Genomic DNA, 25,264 nt, shown 5'->3' on the forward strand with positions numbered 1-25,264 from the left:
GCGCCCTTCCCAGACACCCGATCAGAAGCCGATCTCGAGTCCGGGCGGATCGGGCCGACGCGGATGCTCGAAGGTGGGTCGCTGAGCCAGCGCTTGGTGTTGTGGTGCGAGGTCGTTCTGGTGGATCCAGGTGTTGAGGGGTTCAGCGAGCAGGGCGTGGTGGCCGCCGGTGTGGTGGAGGTGGTGGGCGGCGTTGATGAGTTGGGCGGGGCGTGGGGTGTGTCCGTTGGCCCAGTCGGCCCAGGTGTCGAGGGCGTCGAGGCGGTGTTGGGCGTTGAGGAGTCGGTGGTCGTAGCGGTCGAGTTGTCGGGCGAGTTGGCGGTCGATGGTGAGGTGCTGTTGGAGTCGGTTGCGTTCGGCGCGGAGCTGGTCTCGCTGGTCGAGTAGCGGTTGGGCGCGGCGGGTGATCTCGTCGAGTGCAGTCCGGGCGGTGGTGACGTCGTTGGCGCAGTCGGCGACGGTGTGTCGGACCGTTCGGCGGTGGAGTCGTCCGGTGGTGGCGAGTTCTCGTTCGGCTTGACGGTGGCGTTGTTGTGCGTGGTGGAGGTCGTTGGTGACTCTGGTGATGGTGTGGTCGTGGGGTGTGCAGTGTGGTTCGAGGTCGACGAGTTGTCGGGTGAGCTGGTCGATGCGTTGTTGGAGTTCGAGGTCGCGTTGCTGGTGTGCGGCGGCGTCGGCTCTGGCGTCGGTGAGTTCGTGTCGAGCGTGGTGGTGGAGGTCGTGGAACCAGTCGGGGATCTGACACCGCGGCTGCAGTGTTGGTGTGGGCGGGGTGGTGGCGGCGAGTTCGCGGCGGGTGCGGGTGGCGGGGTGGTCAGCGCGGTCGGTCGCGAGGATCTGTTCGAGGACGTCGATGGCGTCGCTGATGTCGTGGGTGTCGGTGACGACGCAGATCAGGTTCTCGGCTTGGCCGCGGGTGACAGCGACGTACAGGCCGCGGCAGGTGGTGGCGCCGGTGGCGAGGGTGATGGAGGCGGTGGCGGTGTCTGATTGGTTGCCGGGTTCGGTGGCGGCGTAACCGAGCTGGACGTGTTCGGTGACGTAGTCGTGGGGGAGGGTGACGGTGCCGTGTCCGTCGATGCGGGTCACGGTCAACTCCCCGTCGGTGGTGATCGTGTTGATGGTCCAGTAGTCGCGGTTGCGAACGCTGTCGCCGGTCGAGGTGCGCAGGAGGCGTTGGTTGCGTCGGGTTGTGATGACGTCACCGACATGGAGCGTCGCGTCGCCGATGTCGAGGTGTTGGTCGTCGAGTTGTCCGAGGGTGAGGCGGTGGGTTTGCACCGCCCGGTTGATCGCGTTGACGTGGTTGTTGGTGGTGGTGGTGATCGCGGTGTACTCGTCGCGTTGGTGGGCGCCGGTCCAGGCTGCGGCGATGTTGTCGAGGTGTTCGGCGAACGGTGCTGCGTGGATGCGGTCGTGGGCTGTGTACGCGTCGAGGCCGGTGGGGTCGCCGTGTCGCAGTTTGAGGGATGCGGCGGCTTCCCAGTGGTTGTGGAAGCGGTGGATGGTGTCGAGTTCGATGGTGCGCCCGGTCGCGCAGAGTTCGGCGAACATGCCACCGCGGCCGACGGCGTGAAGTTGGTGCGGGTCGCCGACCAGGGCGAGTCGCCATCGGTGATGGTCGGCGAGCAGGGTGAGGTGGTGGAGGTCGGCGGTGGCGAGCATCCCGGCCTCGTCGACGATCAAGGTGGTGCCGGCCGGGAGCTGCCAGAACGGGTCGGGTGGTCGGTCTTGGCGGTTGTGTTCGTAGAGGAGTTTGGCGACGGTGTCCGTTGGCATGCCGGTGCCGGTTTCGAGGACGCGGGCTGCTTTCGCGGTGGGTGCCAACCCGAACACCGGCCGACCGTGTCCGGTGAGGTCGGACACGGCGGCATGCAGCATGGTGGTCTTGCCGGCCCCGGCCGGGCCGACCACGAGGACGAGTCGGTCGGTGCCGCCGACCGCGGCGGCGGCTTCGACCTGCATCACATCCAACCCGTCGCCGTTGATGGTGGTGGAGGGGTTGGGCGGGTCGAGTTGGTGGTCGATCGCCCACACGATGATGTGTTCTTCTTGAGCGAGGACGACGGTGCTGGTGTGGTGGCGGGCGGATGGTTCGATCCACACCGACCGCCCATCAGATGTCCGGCGTCGGCTGTGGATGTCCTGTGGATCGAGGTCGATGCACGCTTCGAGGACGGTCTCGGTTGCGGACTCGAGGAGTGCGGCCCAGCGGGTGCCGTCAACACCGGGCTGTGGGCGGACGGTGTCACACAGGGTTTGGGTGACATCCAGGCGATGCCATGCGGAACGCCGCTCGGCGAGTTCGCTGACGACTTCGCCGACGGTCACATGTTGTCGCTCGGTCGACCGTGCTTGTGCCGTGAGGTGGATGTCGGCGTTGAGCGTGTCGGCGGTGACGCCCACGGTTGCGGCTTCGGCGAGCCACCGTGACCGCAGATCCGGGACACCGTTGCCCGTCTTGTGACCACGGGTGTCGGCAGCGGCTTCACGGCCGAGGGCGCCGCGTTCTTTCGGGGTCGGGTCGCGTCCCTCCCGCGCCCAGAACTCCGCCAACTTCGCCTGGAACGCAGCATCGACCTGGACGGTCCGTTTCGAGAACACCTCCAACACCTCGTCGCCGATGCCGGCGATCTCGGCTTGGCCCTTGTCGATCTCGCCCCAGGCGACGCGGTAGCGGGCGGTGACCTCGGCGCGCAGCACCGACTGATAGATGCCACCGAGCGCCCGCTGGAACCCCTTCAACGTGCGCGCGTCGAGCGCCAGCCACCGGCCGTCGCCAGACTGCACTTTGGAGGAGATCACGACATGGGAATGCAACTGCGGATCATCCAGACGGCTCGTCGTCTGACGGAACACCGCTGCGGTGAGTCCTTGGGTGTCTGGGTGGAGTCGGTGTCCGTTCGACCGGATCCGGGTGGTCGAGCCGTAGCGTTCGATCCAGTCGACGACCGCACGGACTGCGATGTCGTGACATTCGGCGAGCCGGTCGTCGCCGGTGAGTGCCCACCACACCGACAACGACTTCGGTGCCGACAACGTCGCATCGAACCCGGCCACCGCCCGCACCGTCTTCCCCGACTTGATGACCCGATCGATGAGCGGATAACCGAGCGGTGACCCAGAGATCGGGTCACGGCCCCCCAACAGCGCTTCGAGCGCGTCGGTGGTGACCTCGCCCTGAAGTCCGAGCAGGTCGGCCTGTCGGCCGGTCCATTGGCCGGGGAGTTCGGAGTCGGCTTGAGTCAGGTACCGGGTGTAGTACTGCGCCGTCGCTGCCGCGGTCGACGCGTAGAGGGTCGTCACTCGCAGCATGTCCGCTCCCGAGGACTCGCGGGCACCTGTCTGTGTGGTGGGGGTGTGGTGATAGTCGGGAAGGTGTTCATGGTGGCGAGGTGTGGTCAGGGCGTGAGGGGGAGGGCGAGCTGGGCGGTGGTCGCGGTGGAGCGGGAAGGGGGTAGTGCGCTTGAGGTGAGAGGCGGTGTCTGGCTGAGGTCGTCGACGGTGACGGAGGTGGGGACGGAGAGCGTGTAGGTGCCGATCGCGTAGACACCGGTCGCGGTCCGCGACTGGGAACCCTCGACGAGCCCGGCGCGACGGAGACGGTTCAGGGCGCGGGCCACCGTGTCTTTCGCCAGACCGAGCTGGGCGGCCAACGACCGGACCGACACCGACGCTCGACACCCATCACCGCAGTCGGTCGACTCGAGCAGGAGCTGTTCGAACACGACCCACGCGGACGGGTCAAGCCGGCGACGCAACTCGACCGTGCCCGCGGTCAACACCAGTCGACGCTCAGTCGACATCAGCTGGGACCTTGACCGAGACATCCTCCGGGATGACGGCGTCACAGAGCCGCACGACCCGCCCCGTAAAAGCGAGTTCGAGCAGCGCCCAGCGCGGGACCCGCAAACAGCCACCCAACCGGATGACGGGCAGGCCCGAGACACCGCCCGTGGCGTCATACTCGCCGGCCAACTGATAGGCCAGCGACCGGCCGATCCGCAACACACCCGCGGCCTCCTCCACCGTCAACAACGGTGTCGCCGGCACCCCCAACATCACGGACGCATCCATCAGACCGTCCGACTTACACCCCTGTCATTTCCGAGGCAAGACCCCCCAAATCGGGTCGGTCGTCCGGCCAGTGTCCGTGAGTGTCCTCTGGTGTCCGTGCGTGTCCGTGAGTGTCCGTACGTCCGGAAACATAGTGACGAATGTCACATCCAGGGATGTGACAGCAATCTTGGGACACGGACTCCCAACACGGCCCGAGATCAGCCAGCGGGTTCGAGAGGAGTGATAATGCGGTGTCCTCGAGCGCCGCGAACGCCACCACTTCGCCGGCTCTGCATCGCGGGCGCTAGCGATCCGGGCCGTGATTATCGCCTGGGTCTGGCGACCTGTAGCGCTCCGCGGACGTGCCGCTCTCGCGTGGGCCTCGGCGCATTGTCGGACCGCGATTATGCGCTCGCTGGGATGCCTGGCGGTCGTGGGGTTTGCATGCGCGCGGCGTAGCCCGAGTGCTGCCGCTCGGGCCTGCCGCGTGCTGATGCTGTCGATCAGAAATCGTAGGAGCTTGGCGCAGTGGTCGACATTCCAGTCTTTCCGTCGCCGGTGGTGTAGTTGATCTGTGGCGGTTGTTCGCCGGCGGGAACGTTGATCCGGGTGAACCGGCCTGCTGCGGTCGTGACCTGCTGGTCGATCTGGGCCGTAGTGGTGGCTGGCTGCGCCTGTGACGGGTCGGTGACGATTCCGGACGGGCTGAGCGTCGGTTCGCCGAGCCGTTCTGCTTCAGCGGTGTCGTCCCATGCGATGAGGATGGTCTGTCCGTTGATGTCGAACGCAGCCAGAATGCTGTGCTGGTAGGCGCCACCGAGTGAGGTCTCGCTGAACGAGAGTCGGCATCGCTCGATCGGCGCGTCGACGCAGATGGCGATCGCGCCGCTGCCGGTTTCGCCTGGTGTGAGGCTCCGGACGGACACGGTGAGGCCGTCGTCGAAGGTCGTCTGGTCGAGGACGTCGAGGCGGGCGGCGGTGGTGGTGATCGCGGCGCCGGCTGCGGCGAACTCGTCGCTGGACACCTGAGTGATGCCTTCGGCGACGGCGATGACTTCCTCGGACGGGGCGCGTCCGGTGACGGAGATGATGGCGTCGCCGTCGATCCATTCGACGCTCGTGAACGGGCCGAGACTGTCGGGTGCTTGGATCCGAACGAGGCGTTCGATGCCGCCGATGATCCGGCGTTCGTAGCCGTCGCCTCGGGCTTGCATCGTGTCGAGAGTGTCTCCGGAGGTGTTCGGCATGCTGGCGGCGCTGATGAAACCGCCGGGGAGGCCATCGGTTCGAGTAAGGCCGAGACCCGTAGCGACCGTGTTGTCCATGACGACCGGGTTCGGATCCTGTCGGTTGAAGCCGGGCAGGGCGCCGTCGGGGAGGTTGACCGTCGGGCCCGCGGCATCGAGGACGAGCGCCTCGGCAGCGGCGAGTGTGTCATTGACGGAGAGGTTCCTGCCTCGTGCTGACACGATCCAGTCGCCCTCGACCCAGGTGACCACGATGCCCTCACCGGAGTCGAAACTCATCGCCGGCTGGCCATGGATCGTGGCGTTCGGTCGAAGTTCGAGATCGGGTTGGCTCGCAGCAGGCTGGACCGAGACACTGAACTGCGACACGCCCCGGTCCTCGGTGCTCAGCCAGCGGCCGACGTCGGGATCGGCGCTTGGTGTGGCCGGGTAGGCGGCAAGGTTCGTAATCTCGTACCCCTCGGGAACGTAGGTGGGAAGCACGAACCCGGTCGCTGTTGCGAGCGGATCGGCAGATGCTGTTGTGGTGGTCGTCGGGTCAGTGGGGCCCGATGTGGTCGGACCGGTGGCCGAGGGTGCTGAGGCATCCGGCGACGAGTCCGAGACCGCCGGATCGTCGGATTGCCGCATGACGGTGAGGCCGCCGATGCCGACGACGAGCACGGCTGCTGCGGCGGCTCCGACGATTAGCCGCGGTCGGTCGTTCGCGGGCTGGTACTGATCGAGGAGGTTCGGGTCGGTGGGTGCGGTCCGAGTGGCTGGTGCGGTGTCCATGATGGCGGCGAGGGCGCCGTGGAGTGGGCGCTTGAGGTCGGCGTCGTTGGCTCGTCGGGTGTGGAGGTCGTTCATGAGAGTTCCTTTCGGAGTTGGAACCGCGCTCGGGACAGGTGGCGGCGCACGGTCGCTGGCGCGATGTCGAGCAGGTGGGCGACCTCGCGGGAGTCGAGGTCTTCCCAGTAGGTGAAGTAGACGACGGCGCGCTGTTGCACGCTGAGTTCGGCAACGGCACGCCGGATGTCGAGCTCTGTACCCGAGGCTTCGACGGTCGCTGTCGGTGAGCTGGCGGCCGCGCGGAGGTCACGTTCTTGACGGCGTCTCTGAGACCGGTGTTGATCGGTTGCCGCGTTGGTGACCGATCGCATCAGGTAGGCACGAACGTTCGGGATCGATTGGCCGTCGTCGAGTCGTTGCGTCACTCGGTGGAACGCGATGGAAACGATGTCGTGGGCATCGTGCGGCCCGACGAGCAAGGTGGCGTACCGTGTGAGATCTGCCGCGTGCTGGCGCCACAGATCACCGTGAGGCAGAGACGGCTCAGGCTCGTGTGCGTCCTGGTGCGGTGCCCATGAACTGGGTCGAGGCGGATTGTCGCTTCTCGGTGGATGAGTCATCACACCTTCAAGACGTCACGGGTGGGCTCACGCGTGCACACCGAGTCAGATTATTGGTCACCACGAGCGTGCCGCCGTCGCACGTCGCCGACTCCGGCAACAGTTACGGCGCCGCTACGGACCACTCGGCATCGACACTGGCCCGGGTGCTCGTACAAGCACGCAGAATCGGCAACAGCGCGAAGCGGAGGTCCGTGGCGAGCCGCACAGAACGCGCGCTCCGTAATCCCGGTCGAGAATGGCGAGCACGCGCTGCACAGCGGCCCGTTCGTGACATGGAAGATTCCGGCCGCCGAGCGGTCGGCGCATGCGATCTCGTCCGGCGATCGCAGTCGATGGTGAACGCTTGGTCTCGTGCGGGGTCCACCACGACCGCCGGAACTTTCTTGAGGTTTTGTGAACAGGGTGAGTTGGTTCGGGCAACAGTGGGTGTGATGTGCGATCAGATCGACTCGGCCGTGCCTCGCCGCGGGATCGACGCAACCCGGGTTGTTGGTGGTTGGTTTGATCTGCATGTCGAGACGATTCACTCGTATGTTGCTCGTCGCGTGGGCGACGAGGCGGCCCGTGATGTGACGGCCGAGACGTTCAAGGTCGCGTTGGAGCAGTTCAATCGGTTCGATCCGAAGCTGGGCGGTGAGCGGGCGTGGCTGTATGGGATCGCATCGAATCTGCTGCGTCGTCATTGGCGAACCGAGCAGCGCCGCTTACGAGCGCAGCTTCGACATGCCGGTAGCGATCGGGTTCCTGGTGATCCTCTGATCGCGGTGGATGCCCGGGTCGACGCCGAGCGAAGGTGGGGGCAGGTGATAGCGGCGGTGGAGGACCTCGAACCCGAGGACCGGGACTTGCTGGTGTTGATCGCGTGGGAGCGCTGCACGAGCGGCGAGGCAGCCCAGGCCCTCGGGATCCCTGCCGGCACTGTGCGATCGCGACTGAGTCGGATCCGCACCCAGCTACGCAATGAGCGAGGAGCACCACAATGAACGAGTTGCAAACCTTTGAAGCCCTTCGCCCGGAGATCCGACCGTTGACGCCAGAGGATCGGGCGGCGATGCGTACCGAGGTGTTCGGGGGTGCAGGCGACGGTGTCGGTTCGGTCTTCGGGACCACCGGTGGCGTGTCGTCTGCGGGCGATGCTGAATTGGCCGATCTTTACTCGATGCGGTTCGATCTCGAACACGGCGTCGAATCGAGCGCGGCACACTCGGCAGGTCGGTCGTGGCTGACGGTGGCGGCTGCGTTGGTTGCAGTCGCCGGTGTTGTCGGTGTGTGGGCGGCGATCGCGAACCGTGGCGTGGACGATCGACGCGCGCCCGCGCAGCAGCCCGTGACGAGCCCTGCTGTCACGGAGGTTTCGGCTGCTCCGGCGACGACTACCTCGATCGTGTCAAGCGTCGGTGATGTTCTGCCTGGCACAGTTCTGACCGGGAACGTGATGACTGTGCCCGAGTCGGAATCGGACTACTACGAGCCGCCGTGGGACCCGATCCCCCTCGCCGCAGGCACAATCGGTTGGTTCGACGCCGGCGAGAACCTGCCTGACGAGATTCGAGCACTCGGCGACGGTGACGGCGCACCGAGCATCGAGGCAACGGCCGGGTTCTTTGTGTGTCGCGAGTGGACGCTTTCGGGTGGCCTTCCAAGGTGTAGCGCGCTCGGCGGTGGCAACGGGATCGAACACGTCGACTATGGCGAACGGCTCGGTATCGGCGTTGAGCTCGGCGACACCGACGCACGCACCCAACTCTGGGCTCAAGCACAGGGCTCGCTGTGGGGGATGGACACTGTCACCGATCCACCTGAACCGACGGTTCTCGACGTTGGCCGCACCGACGGCTACAGCTATCGCGAGGGTGATCACGCCTACCTGGTGTGGGAGTACCAGCCTGGAGTCGTGGTCTGGTTGCACAGCCGCGGTCTCGACGACACCCAACTCGCCAACATCGCCGCTGGGGTCCATCCCGTCGAACTCCCGACCGAGCTCCCGCTACTGCTGCAACTCGATCAACCGATCTCGACCGAGCTCGGACCGGGCAGCAACTCGTCGAACTCCGCGCTCAAACTCGGCTACCTCGACGGTCAACCGTGCATCGGTTTCGAACTCTGGGAGCACTGCACCATTCCTGACCAGCCCGCCGTGTTCGGGACCGCGGTATGGGGGGACGGCAAAGCCGACCGCTACGCCGCTGTCGCCCCGACCGGCACCGGCGACGCGCTACGCGTCAACACCGACACTCAAGGCTGGCTGACGATCCCACTCGAGCCGACCGAGTTCGGGTTCGACGTCGCCACCTGGAGCGGTGACACAGGAGACCGCCTCCTCGAGGCCGGACTCGTCGACATCGCCGGCGACACGATCGTCGCAACCGGCCCGCTCAGCCCCGTGCCGGGCCGCGACGACGACACCGTCGTTGCCGAAGGACACACCGAAGTCGCCTGGATCGTGCATCGCCAAGACCCCGACGACCCAAACCCCGCCAACATGGTCTACAACCCTGGCGACGACTCCGCCGTGGACCCGTACTGCCTGCTGCTCTCGGGTCCGTCGGAGTTCACACCGCTCTGCCCTCCGGACAATCCGCCCACCAGCGGCATCGGCCAACGCGCCGACTACCACAACCTTCTCGACCTCGCCGAGATCGCGGCGGACGTCACCAAGATCACCTGCGCGACGTCCGAAATGCCGATCTTCACCGACCCTCGAATAGACGACCGACGCTTCGCCGTCCTCACCTGCGACACCCCCACAATCACTCCGTAATCAACCCGGAAGGCGGCCGAACACGGGTGGCCGCTCCACTGGCGGCGGGGCCAGACAGCGTGATCACCAACAGCCGAGCCGGGCTGAGACTCAGCAGCACAGACGTCGACGAACTCACCGAGCGACTCCAAGCGCTCGTGTACGACTTCGCACAACGACCCACAGGCCCCGACGGCATTCGCGTCCTTCTCATCACCACGCTGCACCGCCTCGACGCCCCCGAGAGCGGCGATAAGGATCGGTGAGTGCCGGTCGCCGGGACAGACGCGACCGGAGACTGTGCTCGATTGAACCGACAGGATCCGCTCGGTCATTCACCCGGATCGAGGCGGCCCAAGCCGGCCTAAGCCAGTACACGCGGCGGCCTGGTCATGCGGCCGCCGTCGAAGTCAAAGCCGTGCCGGCGATACCACCGCTCGGTCCGTTGACTTCGGTCACCAACGTCTTCAAGATCCGGCTGGAACATGCCAACCACGGTGAGCCTGTGATGATCGGCGTAGGCGCAGAGGTCAGTCAGTACGGCCGACCCGAGGCCTCGAGTCTCACGCTCGGGTTCGACCTTGATGTCTCCCAGCAGGATCGTTCGCTCGCCATACTCACCGACGAGCTTCAGGTCGTAGTTCGGCCATCCGCGAGCACGGCCTCGTATGTGGATCAGATTGTCGACAGGTTCGTCGTGCGGCCGACGGCCAAGTGGAATCCACAGGCGGAGGGGAGCAACCCGGGAGATCCCTCCGCTGCTCAACCGCCGGTAGACGTCCACGAGCTGATCGTTCACTGCGCCGAGTTCGGACTCATTGCTTGCGTCAGGTCGAAGACGGGTGATCGTCTCGGACAACGTCGCCAGCGCATCGATCAAGGGAGCGTCGTGTGCATGCCAATCGATCAACTCCCAAAGCAGCTCTTCGAGGACGTACCCACCCACATTGGCAACCGCGTCCGAATCGGCTGGCGAGGCTGTGTGCGACCGACATCGATACGCGAAGTCGAGTTGCCGTACGACCTCCAAACCAGATCGCCGCGAGAGCGACCACCGGAACCACAATCGCGATGGTGACCATCTCGCAGAACCGGCGCTCTCGAACACTCTTCGCCGGAGACGGCTCCGTGCGACGGTTCCCGATGTTCCACGCCCCGACACCACACCAATCGACGATACTCGGCAGGACTCGGGCCGTATCGCGCGGACCTGACGCGGACCTGACAACGAGAACGGGAGGCCTCTCGGCCTCCCGCATCACTATCTACCTGGTGTTTATCTGGTGGGGCTAACAAGAATCGAACTTGTGACCTCTGCCTTATCAGGGCAGCGCTCTAACCGACTGAGCTATAGCCCCAGCAAGAGAGCGAGGCTATCTGCGGCAACGCCGATCCTCAACTGATCGGCGGCGCAACGTGTGATTCGTCATCACCGGCGCCAACGCGGTCGCCACCTTTGTTGTCATCATCACCGTCGCCATCACCGTCGCCGTGATCGTCGATCGACCAGTCGTCGGGCGCGACGCGCGGCTGGGCGGGTCGCGCGTCGGCGGCGTCGGGCGTCGGGCCGTCGCTGTCGCCGATGTCCCAGTCGTCGCCACCGCCGGCACCGGCGACCGGTGTCCGCCGCACCACGTACCGGCGGGTGGACGACACGGTGCGCTCGACGACCTCTTCTTCGAGCACGGTCATACGAACACCACCCACGATGTCGCTGACCAGGTTGAACAGGGTCGCCAACAGGACGAGTCCGCCGGTGAGCGCCACCGCGCCGAACAGGCCGATGATCCAGGCGTTGTGGAAGATCTCGCCGCCCTTGAGCTCGAAGGTCTCCCACCCGAACTGGGTGAACCACCGCTCGACGTTGTCGAGCGTTCCGGTGCTGTCGGCGACCCGCCAGAGCAGCACGCCGGAGGTGAGCGAGACCAGGTAGGCCACCACACTGAACAGCAACGCCACCTTGAAGGTGCTCCACGGGTCGATGTGACGCAGGACTCGGGTCACCCGACGTACGCGGGGGCGGCGACCGGGTGCCCGGAGGGGGCCACCTTGCGCGTTGGCCGGAAGATTCGTCATGTGGTCGCCCCACGCCGTCGCCGGAGCCGTCGGAGGGGCGGCGGTCGGGCGGGGTGCGGCCGGTGCGGTCGGTGCGGTCGGCCCCGGCATCGCCGGCGCGGCGGGCGCGGCCGCCGGTGGCGCCGTAGGGGCATCGACGGTGGCGGGCACGATCTCGGGCAGGGTCACCGGGCCGGTCGGTTCGTCGTCGGCGTCGTCGACATGCCAGTCGTCGCGCGCCGAGCCATCGGCGCCACCGGCGAACACGTCGGCGAGCGCGCTCTCGAGCCGGGAGGAGGCGTCACCGTCGCTCGTGCTCACCAAACCGAGTGTAGGCAGTCATCAGGGCCCGTCGGTGGCGCGTGCGGTCACGGTCTGACCTCCGACACGCACGGTCACGGTGACCTCGTGACCGGATCGCGCCCAACCGATCAGCACCGCGTCGTTGGCCGATGCCAGCGAGGCCGCAGCGGCACGCCCGCCCGTCACACCGGCCAAGGCGGCCGCGTCGGCGGCGGAGCGGGCCTGTTGTCGATCGGCCAGCTCACCGAGCACCGGCACGAGGCCGACGATGATCGCCCCCGTGATCGCCAACGCGACCAACACCACCAACACCGTCATCGCACCTCGATCGCGCACGACCGCTCCTCTCACAACTCATGGGTGGAGCAGCCGGGCTGCGAGCGAGCGGCGATGCCGCCGAGATCAGGCTTCGACGATGTCGTCGGCGATGATTGGAGCGACCGACGCCACGGTCTGGCCGTCGTCGAGATTCATGATCCGCACACCGGTCGCATCGCGACCCTGCGAACTGATCTCACGGACGCTCATCCGGATCGTGACGCCACCCGAGGACACGGCGACGATCTCGTCGTCGATGCCGACCATGAAGGCGGCGGTGACGAACCCCTTCTTGCCGGTGAGCTTGATGCCACGAACGCCCTGGCCACCGCGGCCCTGGACGTTGAACTTGTCGAGCTGGGTGCGCTTGCCGTACCCGCCGTCGGTCATGACCAGGATCGCGACGTCGTCGCGGGCCACGTCGCACGAGACGACGGCGTCGTCCTTGCCCGCCTTGAGTTTCATACCGCGCACGCCGGCCGCGGTGCGACCCATCGAACGGACGTCGTTCTCGTTGAACCGGATCGTCATGCCGCCCTTGCTCACCATGAACACGTCGTCGTCGCCGGAGGTCTCGATGACCTTGACGAGTTCGTCGCCCTCGTGGAGGTTGATGGCGATGATGCCGTCGCGTCGGCTGGAGTCGTACGCGTCGAAGGTCGTCTTCTTGACGGTGCCCTGCTTGGTGGCGAAGAACAGGTAGCGGTCGCCGGCGAACTCGCGCGTGTCGATGATCGCCTGGATGCTCTCGCCTGCCTGCAACGGCAGCAGGTTGACGATCGGCATGCCCTTGGCGGTGCGTTCGCGCTCGGGGATCTCGAGCGCGCGCAATCGGTACACCTTGCCGCGGTTGGAGAAGAACAGCAGATGCGCGTGCGCGGTGGTGAAGATCACGTGACGCACGATGTCTTCGGCCTTGAGCTTGCCGCCGCTGACGCCGCGGCCACCGCGGCCCTGCGACTTGAACGAGCTGGCCGAGACCGACTTCACGTACTGCGCCTCGGTCATCACGATGACGAGTTCCTTGTCGTCGACGAGGTCTTCGATCGACATCTCGCCGTCGTCGTACGTCAGCTCGCAGATGCGTGGCGTCGCGAACTCGTCTTTGATGGCGAGCATCTCGTCTTTGATCACCGAGCGCAGCAGAGCGTCGTCGGCAAGGATCGCCTCGAGTTCGGCGATCTTCGACCGCTCGTCTTCGAGCTGGGTTTCCAACTCGATTCGCGACAGTCGAGTGAGCTGGCGCAGCTGCATGTCGAGGATGTCGACCGCCTGCACCTCGGTGAACTCGTACGGGTCGGCCATCAAACCGGCCTTGGCCGAGGCCACGTCGTCGCTCGCACGGATCAACGCGATGATCGCGTCGATCACGTTGAGGGCCTTGATGCGCCCCTCGAGGATGTGGGCCCGACGCTGGGCCTTCGCGAGCCGGAACTGCGACCGGCGGGTGACGACTTCGATCTGGTGGCGGACGTAGCCCTCGAGCGCCGTCAGCAGGTTGAGCGTGCGGGGCACGCTGTCGACGAGCGCCACCATGTTGATCGAGAAGCTGCTCTGCAGCTGCGTCATCTTGTAGAGATTGTTCAGCACGACGTTCGGGTTCGCATCGCGCTTGAGGGTGACGATCAGGCTCGTCCTGCCCCCGGCCGAGCCGTCGTTGACGTCGGCGATGCCGTCGAGGTCGCCGTTGGTGACGAGCTCTTCGATGCGGCCGGCGATCGACGAGCAGCTCGTCTGGTACGGCAGCTCGGTGACGACGATCTCGTACCGGCCGTTCTTCCCCTCTTCGATCGAGGCCTTGGCGCGGGTCTTCACGCTGCCACGGCCGGTGCGGTAGGCGTCGATGATGCCCGACTTGCCGAGGATCTGACCGCCGGTCGGGAAATCAGGGCCTTTCACGTATTCCATCAGGTCGTCGACCGTGGTGGCTTCCGGGTTGTCGGCGTTGTTCGGATTGTCGAGCAGGTGCACCGTGGCGTCGATGACCTCGCCGAGGTTGTGCGGCGGGATGTTGGTCGCCATGCCGACGGCGATGCCCTGGCTGCCGTTGACGAGCAGGTTCGGGTAGCGAGCCGGCAGCGCGACGGGCTCTTCGGTGGAGCCGTCGTAGTTGGGCCGCATGTCGACGGTGTCTTCGTCGATGTCGGCGAGCAACTGCATCGCCAAGGGGTGCAACCGGCACTCGGTGTACCGGGATGCGGCCGGACCGAAGTCGGGCGAGCCATAGTTGCCGTGGAACGCGATCAGCGGGTGACGCAGCGAGAAGGGCTGGGCCATGCGGACCAACGCGTCGTAGATCGCACTGTCGCCGTGCGGGTGGTACGTCCCCATGGTGTGGCCGGTGACGCGGGCGCACTTGACGAACGGGCGATCGGGGCGGAACCCCTGCTGTTCCATGTCCCAGATGATGCGGCGATGGACCGGCTTGAGGCCGTCACGCACGTCGGGGAGGGCACGCGACATGATGACCGACATCGCATAGTCGAGGAACGAGTTCTCCATCTCGTCCTGCAACGAGATCGGCTGGATCGGCCCGTCGCCCTCTGGCCCATCGGGCCCGTCGGTATCGACCGGAGGCGGTGGAGTAGGTGTGTCAGACATTCGAATTTCCTTGTCGGGGTTCGAGCACGTGAGTCAGCGGTGGGGGTGGTGTGGAGGGGGCACGAAGTGATCCCCCTCCACCATCGACCGACTCGACGAAGTCGTGAGGTCGATCACGGTTGGGTGCGGCGGAGCCGCTCAGAACAGAACTCGGTGGAGTGGAGTGAGCGCAGCGAACGAACGACACCGAACTAGAAATCCAGGTTGCGGACGTCGCGGGCGTTGGTGGTGATGAAGTCGCGGCGCGATTCGACGTTGTCGCCCATCAGCACGCTCATGATCGTGTCGGCCTCGGCGGCCTCTTCGACGGTGACCTGCAGCAGCGTGCGGGTGTCGGGGTTCATCGTCGTGTCTTTCAACTCTTCCCAGTCCATCTCGCCGAGTCCCTTCAGGCGGGCGAACTCCTTCTTGTGATTGGGGCGCTCCTGGAGGAACTTGGCCTTGGCGACCTCGTCTTTGAGGTAGACCTTCTCCTTGCCGATCTCGGTCGAGAACAGCGGCGGCTGCGCGATGTAGACGTAGCCGGCCTCGACCATGTCGCGCATCTGGCGGAAGAAGAACGTGAGCAGCAGCGTGCGGATGTGGCTGCCGTCGACGTCGGCGTCGCACAGGGCGATGATCTTGTGATAGCGGCACTTCTCGACGTCGTACTCTTCGCCGACCCCGGCACCGATCGCGGTGATCAACGCCTGGATCTCGTTGTTCTTCATCATCTTGTCGATGCGGGCCCGCTCGACGTTGAGGATCTTGCCGCGGATCGGCAGGATCGCCTGCGTCTGCGGGTTGCGGGCGTCGAGCGCCGTACCACCGGCGGAGTCGCCCTCGACGATGAACAACTCGGACTCGTCGGCGTTCTTCGACGTGCAGTCCTTGAGCTTGTCGGGCATGCCGGCGCCGGACAGTGCCGTCTTGCGGCGGATCGCGTTGCGGGCGTTCTTGGCGGCCACCCGGGCCTGGGCCGCGGCGAGCGCCTTCTTGACGACCTTGTTGGCCTCGGTCGGGTTCTCCGACAACCACTCGCCCATGCGCTCGTAGGTGACCTTCTGCACGAAGGAACGCATCGGCACGTTGCCGAGCTTGGCCTTGGTCTGGCCCTCGAACTGCGGCTCGCGCAGCTTGACCGAGATGATGGCGGTGAGACCCTCGCGGATGTCTTCGCCGGTGAGGTTCGGGTCTTTCTCCTTGAGGAGGTTCTTCTCGCGGGCGTACTTGTTGACCGTGCTGGTGAGGGCGGTGCGGAAACCCTCGACGTGCATGCCGCCCTCGATGGTGGAGATGCCGTTGGCGTAACCGTGGATGCCCTCGTGGTAGCCGGTGTTCCACTGCAGGGCGATGTCGAGCGCCTGGCCGTCGTCTTCGTCTTCGTCTTCGAAGTTGCAGACCTTGGAGAACAGCGGGTCCTTCGACGCGTTCATGTGCTTGACGAAGTCGACGAGGCCACCCTTGTACTGGTAGGTGACCTTGTTCTCCTTCTCGGGGCGCTGGTCTTCGAACGCGATCTCGAGGCTCTTGTTGAGGAACGCCATCGTCTGCAGCCGTTCGAGCACGGTGCGTGCGACGAACTCGATGCCCTCGGCCTGGAAGATGACCGGGTCGGGCCAGAAGGTGATCGTGGTGCCGGTCTCGCGGCCGCGCTTGGGCGTGTCGCCGACGATCTGCATCTTGCCCTGCGGGACCCCGCCCTTGGCGTACTCCTGGAACCAGCGCTTGCCCTCGCGGTCGACCTCGATCGTGAGCCGCTCGGACAGGGCGTTGACGACCGACACGCCGACGCCGTGCAGGCCACCGGAGACCTTGTAGCCCTCGCCACCGAACTTGCCGCCGGCGTGGAGCACGGTGAGCACGACCTCGGCCGCGCTCTTGCCTTTGTGCTGGCCGGTCTTGTAGGGGTCGACCGGGATGCCGCGACCGTTGTCGTCGACCTGGCAGCCGCCGTCGGCCAACAGCGTCACACCGATGCGGTCGCAGTAGCCCGCCATCGCCTCGTCGACCGAGTTGTCGACGACTTCCCAGATCAGGTGGTGGAGACCCTGCAGCCCGGTGGAACCGATGTACATACCCGGCCGCTTGCGGACCGGATCGAGCCCCTCGAGGACCTGGATGTCCTTGGCGCCGTAGCTGCCGGTGGGCTTCGTGGAACTTGCTGGTTTGGTGTCAGCGGACACGCAGTACCTCAGATCGCGATCGAGTGATGTTCGTGGGAGCGGGACGTTCCGGGCGGCCGATGCCGCCGGCACCGATCGTGTGTTCGAGAATGCCCCAAGTCACACTCGTGTGATTGTACCAGCGGGGTGCAGCAGAGATGGGCTCATCCAGCCCTCAATCGCCCGGAAATCGACGAAATTCGGGTGCTGAGCCTCCCGACTGCGCCCAATTCGCTCTCCGGCCACCCAGGGCGTGCGTCGGGCGACTGATGGGGAGACCTCGATCGACCGCCTCCGCTCCGGGTAACCGACCACGGCGCTGTTCCGTGTACGAGGATGTGACCGTGGCCGTCGAGACCGAATTCGAGGCGTTGTTCCGTGACGTGTTCCCCCGTCTCGTCTCACTCGGCGCCCTGAAGACCGGCCGCGTCGACATCGCGCGCGACCTGGCGCAGGAGACGATGACGCGAGCGCATGCCCGGTGGGACGAGCTCGCGACCTACGACGCCCCGGCTGCGTGGTGTCGGACCGTGATGGTCAACCTGCTGATCGACCACCACCGCAGCCGCGCCGCCGAGCAGCGGGCGGTCGAGCGGATCGGTGGTGCACCGGACCCGGCACCGCTCGCGACACCGTCGCTCGACGAGTGGACCGAACTCGTCGCGCCGCTTCCGGAGCGGCAGCGGATGATCGTCACGCTGTACTACGCCGACGACCTCACCGTCGGCCAGATCGCCCAGTTGCTCGACACGTCGAGGGGTGCGATCAAGGCCGCGCTGTTCAAGGCACGACGAACGCTGCGCCAACGACTCGACGAGGAGCACCCCGATGAATGACGAACTGCGACGCCGCGCCCGCGCCGCCCGCGCCGAGGTCGAGGCCCAGGTCGACGTGGATGCCGAGCTCGCCGGTCGCCCCTCGACGTCGGACGTCGCCCCGATCACCCCACTGCCCCCTCGCCGTCGTCTCGTCGCGGTCGCCGGATCGATCGCCGCGGTCGCCGTCGCGATCGTCGGCGGTGTGGTCCTGCTGCGCGGTTCCGATTCGATCGAGACCTCCGACTCGACGATCGACGCCACGACGAGCATCCCGTCGGCGATCCCCACCACACTGCCGGGGCCCACCACGGTCGTGCCGACCACGAGCTCGACCGGCATCACGGCGACGACGAATCCGGCTGCTACCGCGGTCGCCGCCGTGTCGTATCTCGACCCGCCGGCCGCCACGACGCTCACCCCGCTCGGCACCGTTCCTGTGCCCGACCCGACCGTCGGTGCGTACCAGGTCGCGGTCGGCGACCTCGGCGTGGCGATCGCGACCTGGCCGTACGACTCGTCCGGGGGTCGGGTCGACGTGATCGGGTTCGACGGCTCCACACGGACCGTCGAGAACCTGCCGACCAACGGCGCCATCGCCTACGGGCCCGGCGACGTGGTCTACTCGACCGTGCAGGGCGAGACGATCGAGGACTTCGCCGTGGTCGCGATGCCGCTGTCGGGTGACCGGGTCGGTGAGATCGTCGCGTCCGAGCCGGCGAACTGGATGCGCTACATCGAGTACCCGCCCTCGTCGTTCGGGCACGGGGCCGAAGGGATGACGATGCGGCGCGACGGCGGCGAGGTCGCGATCGGGTTCGTCGACGTCGATGGCAACCCGACCACGCTCGACGGCGAGCCGCCGACGTACGACATCGATCGAGATCTGCTCACCGAGATCCCACGCGGTGGCCCCCGTTCCGGGGTCGTCACCTCATCGGAGGGCGACACCTGGAACCTCTCGGTCGACAAGCACCCGGACGCCGCGGAGACCTACGTCGGGCCGTCGCCGGTCGCGCCGACGACCGACGGCGACGGTGTGCTCTGGACCCACGTCGGACCCGACATCGCACCGGAGGTCGATTTCGGCGAACCGTCGCAGTGGGTCGTCGCCCAACTGCATCCCGGCGGTTCGGCGATCTGGTGGTCGCTGCCCGACGGTTGGACGATCGCCGCCAGCGACATCTGGGGCACGGTCGCGGTCCGACAGACCGACGACCGACTCGAGGTCGCCCTCGTCGACTTCGCCACCGACGAACCACCGACCGGCACGACGACCACCACCACCACGACATCGACCACCAGCACGGTGCCCACGACCGTTCCGGCCGCCACCGCCGTCGCGTGGCAGACCTTGACCTGGGAAGCAGCCGGAATCGAGCGGGACTGCTCGGGCGAGGAGTCCGTCGGGTGCACCCAGATCCTGGTCGACCGTGACGGGTCGATCGTGTCGTACGACCCGACCACCCGCGCCCTGACCCGCCGCACCACGCCGGCGATCACCGCGCAGGTCGACGAAGGTCTCGGCGACGTCGCCCTCCAACTGCTCGGGCCCGATCACATCGTCTACCTGAACGTCGACGCGGCGGAGCCCGGCGATGGCGCAGCAGATCTCGTGGCGATGTCGCTCGCTCCCGACGACGCCGGGCGTGTGCTGGGCCGTTGGGCCGGCATCACCGATCGCGTCGGAGATCAGGATCTCGTGGCGACCCGCGACGGGCTCGTCGTCGTCGGGTGCTGCGACCACGAACTGCTCCGGCCGGCACCCGACGCCGAGCTGGTGCTGCCGTGGATCGGTCGCGACGGTGGGACCACGTCGATCTCGGGACCGGTCATGCGCACCGAGGTCGATGCGCCGACGCTCACGGTGCACCGCGACGACGATCTGCCGGCCGGCACCCGGACCTGGTCGTTCGACCTGCCGGCCGACTGGCAGCCGCGCGGCATGCCGACGGTGATCCCCACGTTCGACGGCGGCTTCATCGCGACCACCTACGGAACGAACCAGACGATCACCAGGGGCTGGGTCGACGGCACGATCACGACGGTCTCGCTCGACACGTTCGAGTTCCCGATCCTCGACCCGAACGGTCGGGTCATGATCGCCGACGGGGACCGCTTCGTCCGGATCGAGCCGTTCGGCGACCGCACGGAGTACTGGGCCGGGCGGCCGGAGTACGGCGACGACGGCACCGTCACCCTGCCCGACATCGACACCCCGATCGATGCCGAGGCACCGTGGGCTCGGAATCCCATCGCGTTCGGCAACGCCGTCGCCGGACGACTCGCCGTGAACGAGCGCCGAACGATCGAGTACGTACGGCCAACCGCATCCGAGTTCCGTGTCACCGTCGTCACCTCCAACTTCTTCGACGACTCGGTGTTCGCCTCCCGCCTCGAACTGATGTTGCGGCGGGACGACGTCGGCCGCTTCCGGTTCGTGTCGGGTGAATGGGGACAGGTGTGCCAACCCGGCCGCGGCCAACAGGAGTTCTCACCCGAACTCTGCATCTGAACCGACCCGACGGGCCGACGGCGGAACGTTCGGCGACCGTCAGGACGACAGGACGTCAGCCGGCGAGCTTGGACTTGACCAGTGCGGCGATGCGGCCACCGTCGGCACTCGCGCCCGCCCGTTCGCGGACCGCCTTGATGACCATGCCCATCGCCTTGCCGCCCTCGGCACCGTTCGCGGCCGCCGTGGCGATCTCCACGTCGACGATCGCGGCGAGCTCGGCGTCGCCCATCGCCGCCGGCAGGTAGCGCTCGATCACCTCGAGCTCGGCGCGCTCCTTGGCGGCCGAGTCCGGCCGGTCGTTCTCCTCGTACACCGCAGCCGACTCGGCTCGCTTCTTCGCCTCGGACTGCAGCACGGCGACCGCCTGCTCGTCGGTCAGTTCGACGGCCTCGTCGCCCGCGACCTCGGCGTTCATGATCGCCGCACGCAGCATGCGGATCGTCGACAGCGCGACCTCGTCGCGGGCCTTCATCGCAACGGTGAGGTCGGTCTGCAGGCGGGTCTTCACGGAGTCGGTCTCATTCGACATTCGTCAAGCATGCCGCGTCCGCTCAAGATCCGCGCGGCCGGTACCGATGCAGGAGCCATGAGTGAGACGGCGCTGACGCCCACCAACGACACGACACCTTCCACCACCCCGGAGAACCTGTTGCTCGAAGGTGACGCCCCCCGACTCGGCTCTGCGCCCCTCACGGCCCCCGCTCCGATGGGTGGCACCGGGACGCCGACCGTCGGCGACGCGCCGGCAGCACCCACCCTTCCGGTCGTGTCACCGGTACTCAGCGATCCGAACACCCCGATGCAGAGCGGTGCCGACCTCGCCACCCCCACGCTCGCTGCCGCGCCCACCTTGGCGGCTGCGCCGGCCCTGTCCACCGCACCGGCGCCCGCTCCGGTCATGCCGTCCGTCGATGACACGCCGTCGATCCCCGCACCGTCGTTGCCGTCGCTGCCGACGGCTTCCCCGGCATCGACCGCACCGACCAGCGACGAAGCCGCAACGGCCGATGACGATCATCCCATGGCGCACCTGATGGGCGGTGCCAACAAGGTCAGCGAGGCATCGCAGCGCGCGGCCGAGTTGCGCGCCGCCAAAAAGGCCAAGGCGAAGAAGATGAAGATCGGCTTCGCCGTCGGTTCGCTCGTCGTGTCGGCCGTCGTCGGTCCCCCGCTCTGGTCGTGGTTCACGAACGCGCTCAACGAGGCCGGCGACACCAGCACCGAAGAGCCCACCGACTGAGCCGGGCGCCGACGCTCAATACTTCGCGCCGCGCGCGCCGCGGCGTTCGACGCGCACCTCGATGCGGTCGATCTTCACACCCGCGACGGCGATCAGCCGTTCGGTGATCATCGGCGTCAGGAACTTGACCTGCGTCGCCCACGCCGGATCGTCGACTTCGACGATCAACGTGCCCTCGTCGAGCTTGCGGGGGGTGACGTGTTGGGCGACCTGCTCACCGACCGCCTCGTCCCACCGCCCGAAGAGGCCACCGACCGCTTCGCGGCTGGGGCCGCGCAGCGACCGGACGACGCCATCGAGCGCACTCGAGATCGGGACGGGTTCAGGGCTGGGCATCGGGACTCGTCACGACCGTACCCGCTTCGATCCGGAGCACACGATCAGGTCGGGCCGCCGGAGGCAACGGTGACGCCGACGTGATCACGACCTGCCCGGGCGGCAGGTTCGACAGCAGCGCCGTGGCCCGATCCGGGTCGAGTTCCGACAGCACGTCGTCGAGCACCAGCACCGGTGTCGACTCGGTCCGATCGGCGACCAGCCGGTGGGCGGCCAGCCGCAACGCGAGCGCCAACGTGCGCTGTTCACCCTGCGACGCATGGGTGCGGGCCGGGAGTCCGTTGAGCCCGATCGCCACCTCGTCGCGGTGCGGACCCACCGTCGAGATGCCACGTCGCACATCGAGCTCACGGGCCGCGGCGAGGGCCGCCACCAGGCCTGTCGCCCGCCATTCGGGTTCGTAGATCAGTTCGACCGGAGCGGCGTCGCCGGCGAGTTGTTCGTACGCCTCCGACACCATCGGCTGACACCGTGCGACGAGCGTGGCGCGGGCGTAACCGAGCTGCTCACCGAGTTCGGCCAATCGGGCGTCCCACACGTCGAGCGTCACCGCGACCTCGTCGCTGAGCCGGCCGCCCGCCTGCTTCAACAGGGTGCTGCGCTGCCGGACCACCCGATCGAGCTCGAGGCGCATCGAGTCGTAGCTGACCTTCAACGCGACGAGCGTGTCGTCGAGGAAGCGTCGCCGCTCCGACGGGCCACCCTTGATCATGATCAGGTCGTCGGGCGCGAACACGCTCACCCGCATCACACCGAGCAGGTCGCGTGTGCGACCGAGCTTCTGCTTGTTGACCTGCACCCGGTTGCGGCCGACACGTGAGAGTTCCGCTTCGATCAGCACCTCGCGACCGTCGTGGTCGCGCACGGTCGCACGGATGATCCCGGCGTCGGCTCCCACCCGGACGAGCGCGTCCGCCGGAGCGCCCCGGAAACTCGACAGGGTGGCGAGGTACGCCATCGACTCGGCGAGGTTCGTCTTGCCCTGGCCGTTCTTGCCGAGCACGGCGGTGATCCCGGCGGTGAGGTCGAACGACGCCGACTCGTAGTTGCGGAAGTCCACCAGTTCGAGCCGCTCGACGATCATGACGGGCCAACCCTACGGGCCGCCGTCGGCCAGTCCGCTGATCGGTCGGCTGATCGGTCGGCCCGCACGACGGCGTCGTCAGGACCCACCCGACACCATCACCCGAACCACGACCGAACCACCCAGGCCGGTCTGGGGGATGTCCCCGATGGCGCCCGAACGAGCGCTCCCGCACACTGTGGTCATGAGCGAACCACGCACCGGCTTCCCACCACCGACACCGGCGGAGGCGGCACCGACGGCCACCACGCCGAGTCGTTGGCGACATCCCGTCGCACTGTTCGCCGTCGCCGCGGCGATCGGCACCGTCGCGGCCCTGATCACCGGTTTCGCGGCCGGCGCCCTCGTCTTCTCACTCGGCAGCAACGACTGTTCGCCGAGCGACGGTTGGTGTGACCTCGGCGCCGCCGTCTTCGGCCTGCTCGCCGGGGTGGTGGTCGGCACGATCGCCTACGTCGCAACCGGCGTGACCACCATCGTCCGGAGCCGTCCGTCCGGACGACGCGGCGGACACATCGCCGCCCACCTGGTGTTTCCTCCGCTGGCGTTCGTCACCCTCGGAGTCGTCGGCGAACTCCTCGGCTGACCCGGCGTTCCGAGCCGACGCACGGCAGCGTTTGACTGCCGACGGCATCGGCAACGCTCCAAGGTGCACACCTCCACAGCACGGCATCCACAGAAAGGCATCATGAGTTTCCAGCACGGCACCACCCGAGTCATCGCAACGAGCGCTGCGATCGGAGCGCTCGCCCTGGGAGGTGGATACCTCGGATCGGCGATCAGCGCGTCGGCAGCACCGACACCCGCCGCGACGCCGGCACCGGCTCAGGCCGCCGTCGCGGCCGCGCCCAGCGCGTTCGTCCCGATTTCCGGCTATCGCAGCTACGACTCCCGGGTGGATCCCGACGAGAGCGGCAAGATCTACCTCCAGGAACAGCGCTTCGTCGACGTGGCGCTCGACCTCGAGGGCGACGAACGAATTCCCGACGAAGCGACCGCCGTGTCGTTCAACGTCACGGTGACCGAGACCGAGAGCGCCGGTTTCGTCCAGATCTCCGCTCCGGGCAGCCAGTTCGGTGACACCTCCACGGTCAACTGGACCGCCTCGGGTCAAACCGTCGCCAATGCCGGTGATGCGCTCATGTACGAGGGCGACATCTTCGACAACAACATCGTGTTCCACGTCGACGGCGCCGGCGGTGCCGGTGCGCACGTCATCATCGACATCACCGGGTACTACGTGCCGATCGACTGACGCCGGCCGACGGGAACGTCGGTTACGGCACCCGCACCGGCATGAGCAGGTAGAGGTAGTCGTCGTGGCCGACGCCGCGCAGCACGGCCGGCTTCATCGGGTCCATCGTCGCCAAGGTGATCTCGTCGCCTTCGACGGCGTCGATGCCCGATGCCAGGTAGTCGGGGTTGAACGCCACGGTCATCTCGGCGCCCTCGTAGCTGGCGTCGATCTCCTCGGCCGCGTTACCGACGTCTTGGGTGATCGCCGTCAGCTGCAACGTGTCGGAGCCGAGCGTCAGCCGAACCGGCGTCGAATCCTGCGCCAGGATCTTCACACGACGTAGCGCCTCGAGCAGCGCCTCGCGACCGACCGTCAGGATGTTCGGGTACGACGACGGCAACAGGTTGCGGTAGTTCGGGTACTCGCCCTCGATCAGGCGGGTCGTCAACCGGGTCTCGCCGGCCTCGAACACGGCCTCACGTGCGCCGAGCCGGACGGTGAGTTCGTCGCCGTTCGACACGATCCGCTGCAGTTCGGCCAGCGCACGGCTCGGGACGAGCACCTTCTGGCCGGCACCGAGCATCGACGACTGCGGAAGATCACGCACCGCGAGTCGGTACGAGTCGGTCGCCACCATCTTGAGCCCGTCGTCCTCGGCCGCGATCAGCACGCCGGTCAGGACGGCGCGGGCATCGTCGGTCGATGCTGCCCTCACGACCTGGCGGAGCGCATCGGAGACCTGGTCGCTCGACAGCGTGACCGGCTCGGCGTCGGGTTCGACCTGGGCCGGATAGTCGCTCAACGACAACGGGCGCACCGAGAACTGGGAGCGGCCGGCGCTGATCGACATCTCGTCGTCGTCGACGCTGACCTCGACCGCACCGGCCGGCAGCGCCTTGACGATGTCGGCAACCAGGCGAGCCGGCACGACCGCTGAACCGTCACGGTCGCTGTGGACCGGCACCGTCAGTCGGATCGTCAATTCCAGATCGGTACCCGTGACCGTCAGCTCACCGTCGTTGACATCGAGGCGGACACCGGAGAGCACCGGCAAGGTGCCGGTCCTGCTCGTGGCGGCTCGCCCTGCGGTGGCCAGTGCGTCGGCCAGGATCTCTCGCTCACAACGGAACTTCACAGTGCCGCCCTTCTCCCCAGTATGTGATGTACAGAATT

At 67.0% G+C, this 25,264-nt stretch carries 21 protein-coding genes and 1 tRNA gene; 7 read left to right on the top strand and 15 right to left on the bottom strand.

Translation table 11 applies throughout. The annotated features are described in order from the left end of the window. Nucleotides 1-21: 21 nt before the first annotated feature. The 5 genes from mobF to R8G01_15245 all read right to left on the bottom strand — a co-directional run bounded on the left by mobF (nucleotide 22) and on the right by R8G01_15245 (nucleotide 6,697). A complete protein-coding gene (mobF, locus tag R8G01_15225) occupies nucleotides 22-3,315 on the bottom strand; it encodes a MobF family relaxase (protein ID MDW3215352.1) in 3,294 nt (1,097 codons plus the stop codon). Between the two features lie 86 nt (nucleotides 3,316-3,401). Then, complete coding sequence (locus R8G01_15230; GenBank protein MDW3215353.1) at nucleotides 3,402-3,806, bottom strand: MarR family transcriptional regulator; 405 nt, start codon at nucleotides 3,804-3,806, stop codon at nucleotides 3,402-3,404. Continuing rightward, on the bottom strand, nucleotides 3,796-4,077 hold the full coding sequence (locus R8G01_15235; GenBank protein MDW3215354.1) for a helix-turn-helix domain-containing protein: 282 nt from the start codon (nucleotides 4,075-4,077) through the stop codon (nucleotides 3,796-3,798). Before R8G01_15235 ends, R8G01_15230 begins: the two co-directional genes overlap by 11 nt. Nucleotides 4,078-4,562: 485 nt before the next feature. Beyond that, on the bottom strand, nucleotides 4,563-6,155 hold the full coding sequence (locus tag R8G01_15240; protein MDW3215355.1) for a hypothetical protein: 1,593 nt from the start codon (nucleotides 6,153-6,155) through the stop codon (nucleotides 4,563-4,565). Beyond that, complete coding sequence (locus tag R8G01_15245) at nucleotides 6,152-6,697, bottom strand: sigma-70 family RNA polymerase sigma factor (GenBank protein MDW3215356.1); 546 nt, start codon at nucleotides 6,695-6,697, stop codon at nucleotides 6,152-6,154. The genes R8G01_15240 and R8G01_15245 overlap by 4 nt, the downstream gene beginning before the upstream one ends. A gap of 434 nt (nucleotides 6,698-7,131) precedes the next feature. On the opposite strand from R8G01_15245, the gene R8G01_15250 reads away from it, so the two are divergent. Continuing rightward, the gene (locus R8G01_15250; GenBank protein ID MDW3215357.1) at nucleotides 7,132-7,683 is read left to right on the top strand and encodes an RNA polymerase sigma factor; all 552 of its coding nucleotides are present in this window, start codon (nucleotides 7,132-7,134) and stop codon (nucleotides 7,681-7,683) included. Between the two features lie 452 nt (nucleotides 7,684-8,135). Further along, nucleotides 8,136-9,461, top strand: a complete 1,326-nt coding sequence (locus tag R8G01_15255; protein MDW3215358.1) for a hypothetical protein — start codon at nucleotides 8,136-8,138, stop codon at nucleotides 9,459-9,461. A 343-nt stretch (nucleotides 9,462-9,804) separates the two neighbouring features. Here R8G01_15255 and R8G01_15260 read toward each other — a convergent pair whose 3' ends face one another. The 6 genes from R8G01_15260 to gyrB form a co-directional block, all read right to left on the bottom strand. Next, nucleotides 9,805-10,320 (bottom strand): GNAT family N-acetyltransferase, encoded by a 516-nt coding sequence (locus tag R8G01_15260; protein ID MDW3215359.1) that lies wholly within the window; start codon nucleotides 10,318-10,320, stop codon nucleotides 9,805-9,807. A gap of 401 nt (nucleotides 10,321-10,721) precedes the next feature. After that, nucleotides 10,722-10,798 (bottom strand) — tRNA-Ile (locus tag R8G01_15265). Between the two features lie 37 nt (nucleotides 10,799-10,835). Beyond that, entirely contained in the window at nucleotides 10,836-11,816 is a 981-nt protein-coding gene (locus tag R8G01_15270) for a DUF3566 domain-containing protein (GenBank protein MDW3215360.1), read from the bottom strand. Nucleotides 11,817-11,837: 21 nt separating this feature from the next. Continuing rightward, on the bottom strand, nucleotides 11,838-12,134 hold the full coding sequence (locus R8G01_15275) for a hypothetical protein (GenBank protein MDW3215361.1): 297 nt from the start codon (nucleotides 12,132-12,134) through the stop codon (nucleotides 11,838-11,840). Nucleotides 12,135-12,200: 66 nt separating this feature from the next. After that, complete coding sequence (gyrA, locus tag R8G01_15280) at nucleotides 12,201-14,717, bottom strand: DNA gyrase subunit A (GenBank protein ID MDW3215362.1); 2,517 nt, start codon at nucleotides 14,715-14,717, stop codon at nucleotides 12,201-12,203. Between the two features lie 191 nt (nucleotides 14,718-14,908). After that, nucleotides 14,909-16,882 (bottom strand): DNA topoisomerase (ATP-hydrolyzing) subunit B, encoded by a 1,974-nt coding sequence (gene gyrB, locus R8G01_15285; protein MDW3215363.1) that lies wholly within the window; start codon nucleotides 16,880-16,882, stop codon nucleotides 14,909-14,911. Between the two features lie 323 nt (nucleotides 16,883-17,205). Here gyrB and R8G01_15290 point away from each other — a divergent pair, with 323 nt between their 5' ends. Beyond that, nucleotides 17,206-17,697, top strand: a complete 492-nt coding sequence (locus R8G01_15290; protein ID MDW3215364.1) for a sigma-70 family RNA polymerase sigma factor — start codon at nucleotides 17,206-17,208, stop codon at nucleotides 17,695-17,697. Then, nucleotides 17,690-20,191: a hypothetical protein gene (locus R8G01_15295; GenBank protein MDW3215365.1), complete on the top strand. Its 2,502-nt coding sequence runs from the start codon at nucleotides 17,690-17,692 to the stop codon at nucleotides 20,189-20,191. The genes R8G01_15290 and R8G01_15295 overlap by 8 nt, the downstream gene beginning before the upstream one ends. Before the next feature lie 55 nt (nucleotides 20,192-20,246). Here R8G01_15295 and R8G01_15300 read toward each other — a convergent pair whose 3' ends face one another. Then, the gene (locus tag R8G01_15300; protein ID MDW3215366.1) at nucleotides 20,247-20,723 is read right to left on the bottom strand and encodes a GatB/YqeY domain-containing protein; all 477 of its coding nucleotides are present in this window, start codon (nucleotides 20,721-20,723) and stop codon (nucleotides 20,247-20,249) included. Between the two features lie 9 nt (nucleotides 20,724-20,732). Here R8G01_15300 and R8G01_15305 point away from each other — a divergent pair, with 9 nt between their 5' ends. Further along, entirely contained in the window at nucleotides 20,733-21,434 is a 702-nt protein-coding gene (locus tag R8G01_15305) for a hypothetical protein (GenBank protein MDW3215367.1), read from the top strand. A 15-nt stretch (nucleotides 21,435-21,449) separates the two neighbouring features. Here R8G01_15305 and R8G01_15310 read toward each other — a convergent pair whose 3' ends face one another. Then, nucleotides 21,450-21,770: a DUF721 domain-containing protein gene (locus tag R8G01_15310; GenBank protein MDW3215368.1), complete on the bottom strand. Its 321-nt coding sequence runs from the start codon at nucleotides 21,768-21,770 to the stop codon at nucleotides 21,450-21,452. Next, nucleotides 21,757-22,854 (bottom strand): DNA replication/repair protein RecF, encoded by a 1,098-nt coding sequence (locus tag R8G01_15315; GenBank protein ID MDW3215369.1) that lies wholly within the window; start codon nucleotides 22,852-22,854, stop codon nucleotides 21,757-21,759. Before R8G01_15315 ends, R8G01_15310 begins: the two co-directional genes overlap by 14 nt. 184 nt (nucleotides 22,855-23,038) lie before the next feature. On the opposite strand from R8G01_15315, the gene R8G01_15320 reads away from it, so the two are divergent. Both R8G01_15320 and R8G01_15325 read left to right on the top strand, forming a co-directional pair. Then, complete coding sequence (locus R8G01_15320; GenBank protein MDW3215370.1) at nucleotides 23,039-23,440, top strand: hypothetical protein; 402 nt, start codon at nucleotides 23,039-23,041, stop codon at nucleotides 23,438-23,440. A 102-nt stretch (nucleotides 23,441-23,542) separates the two neighbouring features. Beyond that, nucleotides 23,543-24,109, top strand: coding sequence for a hypothetical protein (locus R8G01_15325; GenBank protein ID MDW3215371.1), 567 nt, complete (start codon nucleotides 23,543-23,545; stop codon nucleotides 24,107-24,109). 22 nt (nucleotides 24,110-24,131) lie between these two features. Here the strand turns inward: R8G01_15325 and dnaN are convergent, their stop codons facing one another. After that, nucleotides 24,132-25,226 (bottom strand): DNA polymerase III subunit beta, encoded by a 1,095-nt coding sequence (gene dnaN, locus R8G01_15330; protein MDW3215372.1) that lies wholly within the window; start codon nucleotides 25,224-25,226, stop codon nucleotides 24,132-24,134. Nucleotides 25,227-25,264: the final 38 nt, after the last annotated feature.

The organism is Ilumatobacteraceae bacterium (assembly GCA_033344875.1).
In the GTDB taxonomy this organism is placed as follows: domain Bacteria; phylum Actinomycetota; class Acidimicrobiia; order Acidimicrobiales; family Ilumatobacteraceae; genus Ilumatobacter.

Coding starts and splice junctions, on each gene's coding strand:
- gyrA (MDW3215362.1), bottom strand. CDS start 14,717: ATGTCTGACACACCTACTCCACCGCCTCCGGTCGATACCGACGGGCCC.
- R8G01_15310 (MDW3215368.1), bottom strand. CDS start 21,770: ATGCCCAGCCCTGAACCCGTCCCGATCTCGAGTGCGCTCGATGGCGTC.
- R8G01_15230 (MDW3215353.1), bottom strand. CDS start 3,806: ATGTCGACTGAGCGTCGACTGGTGTTGACCGCGGGCACGGTCGAGTTG.
- R8G01_15320 (MDW3215370.1), top strand. CDS start 23,039: ATGAGCGAACCACGCACCGGCTTCCCACCACCGACACCGGCGGAGGCG.
- R8G01_15245 (MDW3215356.1), bottom strand. CDS start 6,697: ATGACTCATCCACCGAGAAGCGACAATCCGCCTCGACCCAGTTCATGG.
- R8G01_15315 (MDW3215369.1), bottom strand. CDS start 22,854: ATGATCGTCGAGCGGCTCGAACTGGTGGACTTCCGCAACTACGAGTCG.
- R8G01_15305 (MDW3215367.1), top strand. CDS start 20,733: ATGCCGCGTCCGCTCAAGATCCGCGCGGCCGGTACCGATGCAGGAGCC.
- R8G01_15300 (MDW3215366.1), bottom strand. CDS start 20,723: ATGTCGAATGAGACCGACTCCGTGAAGACCCGCCTGCAGACCGACCTC.
- R8G01_15255 (MDW3215358.1), top strand. CDS start 8,136: ATGACTGTGCCCGAGTCGGAATCGGACTACTACGAGCCGCCGTGGGAC.
- mobF (MDW3215352.1), bottom strand. CDS start 3,315: ATGCTGCGAGTGACGACCCTCTACGCGTCGACCGCGGCAGCGACGGCG.
- R8G01_15235 (MDW3215354.1), bottom strand. CDS start 4,077: ATGGATGCGTCCGTGATGTTGGGGGTGCCGGCGACACCGTTGTTGACG.
- R8G01_15240 (MDW3215355.1), bottom strand. CDS start 6,155: ATGAACGACCTCCACACCCGACGAGCCAACGACGCCGACCTCAAGCGC.
- R8G01_15250 (MDW3215357.1), top strand. CDS start 7,132: ATGTGCGATCAGATCGACTCGGCCGTGCCTCGCCGCGGGATCGACGCA.
- R8G01_15295 (MDW3215365.1), top strand. CDS start 17,690: ATGAATGACGAACTGCGACGCCGCGCCCGCGCCGCCCGCGCCGAGGTC.
- R8G01_15325 (MDW3215371.1), top strand. CDS start 23,543: ATGAGTTTCCAGCACGGCACCACCCGAGTCATCGCAACGAGCGCTGCG.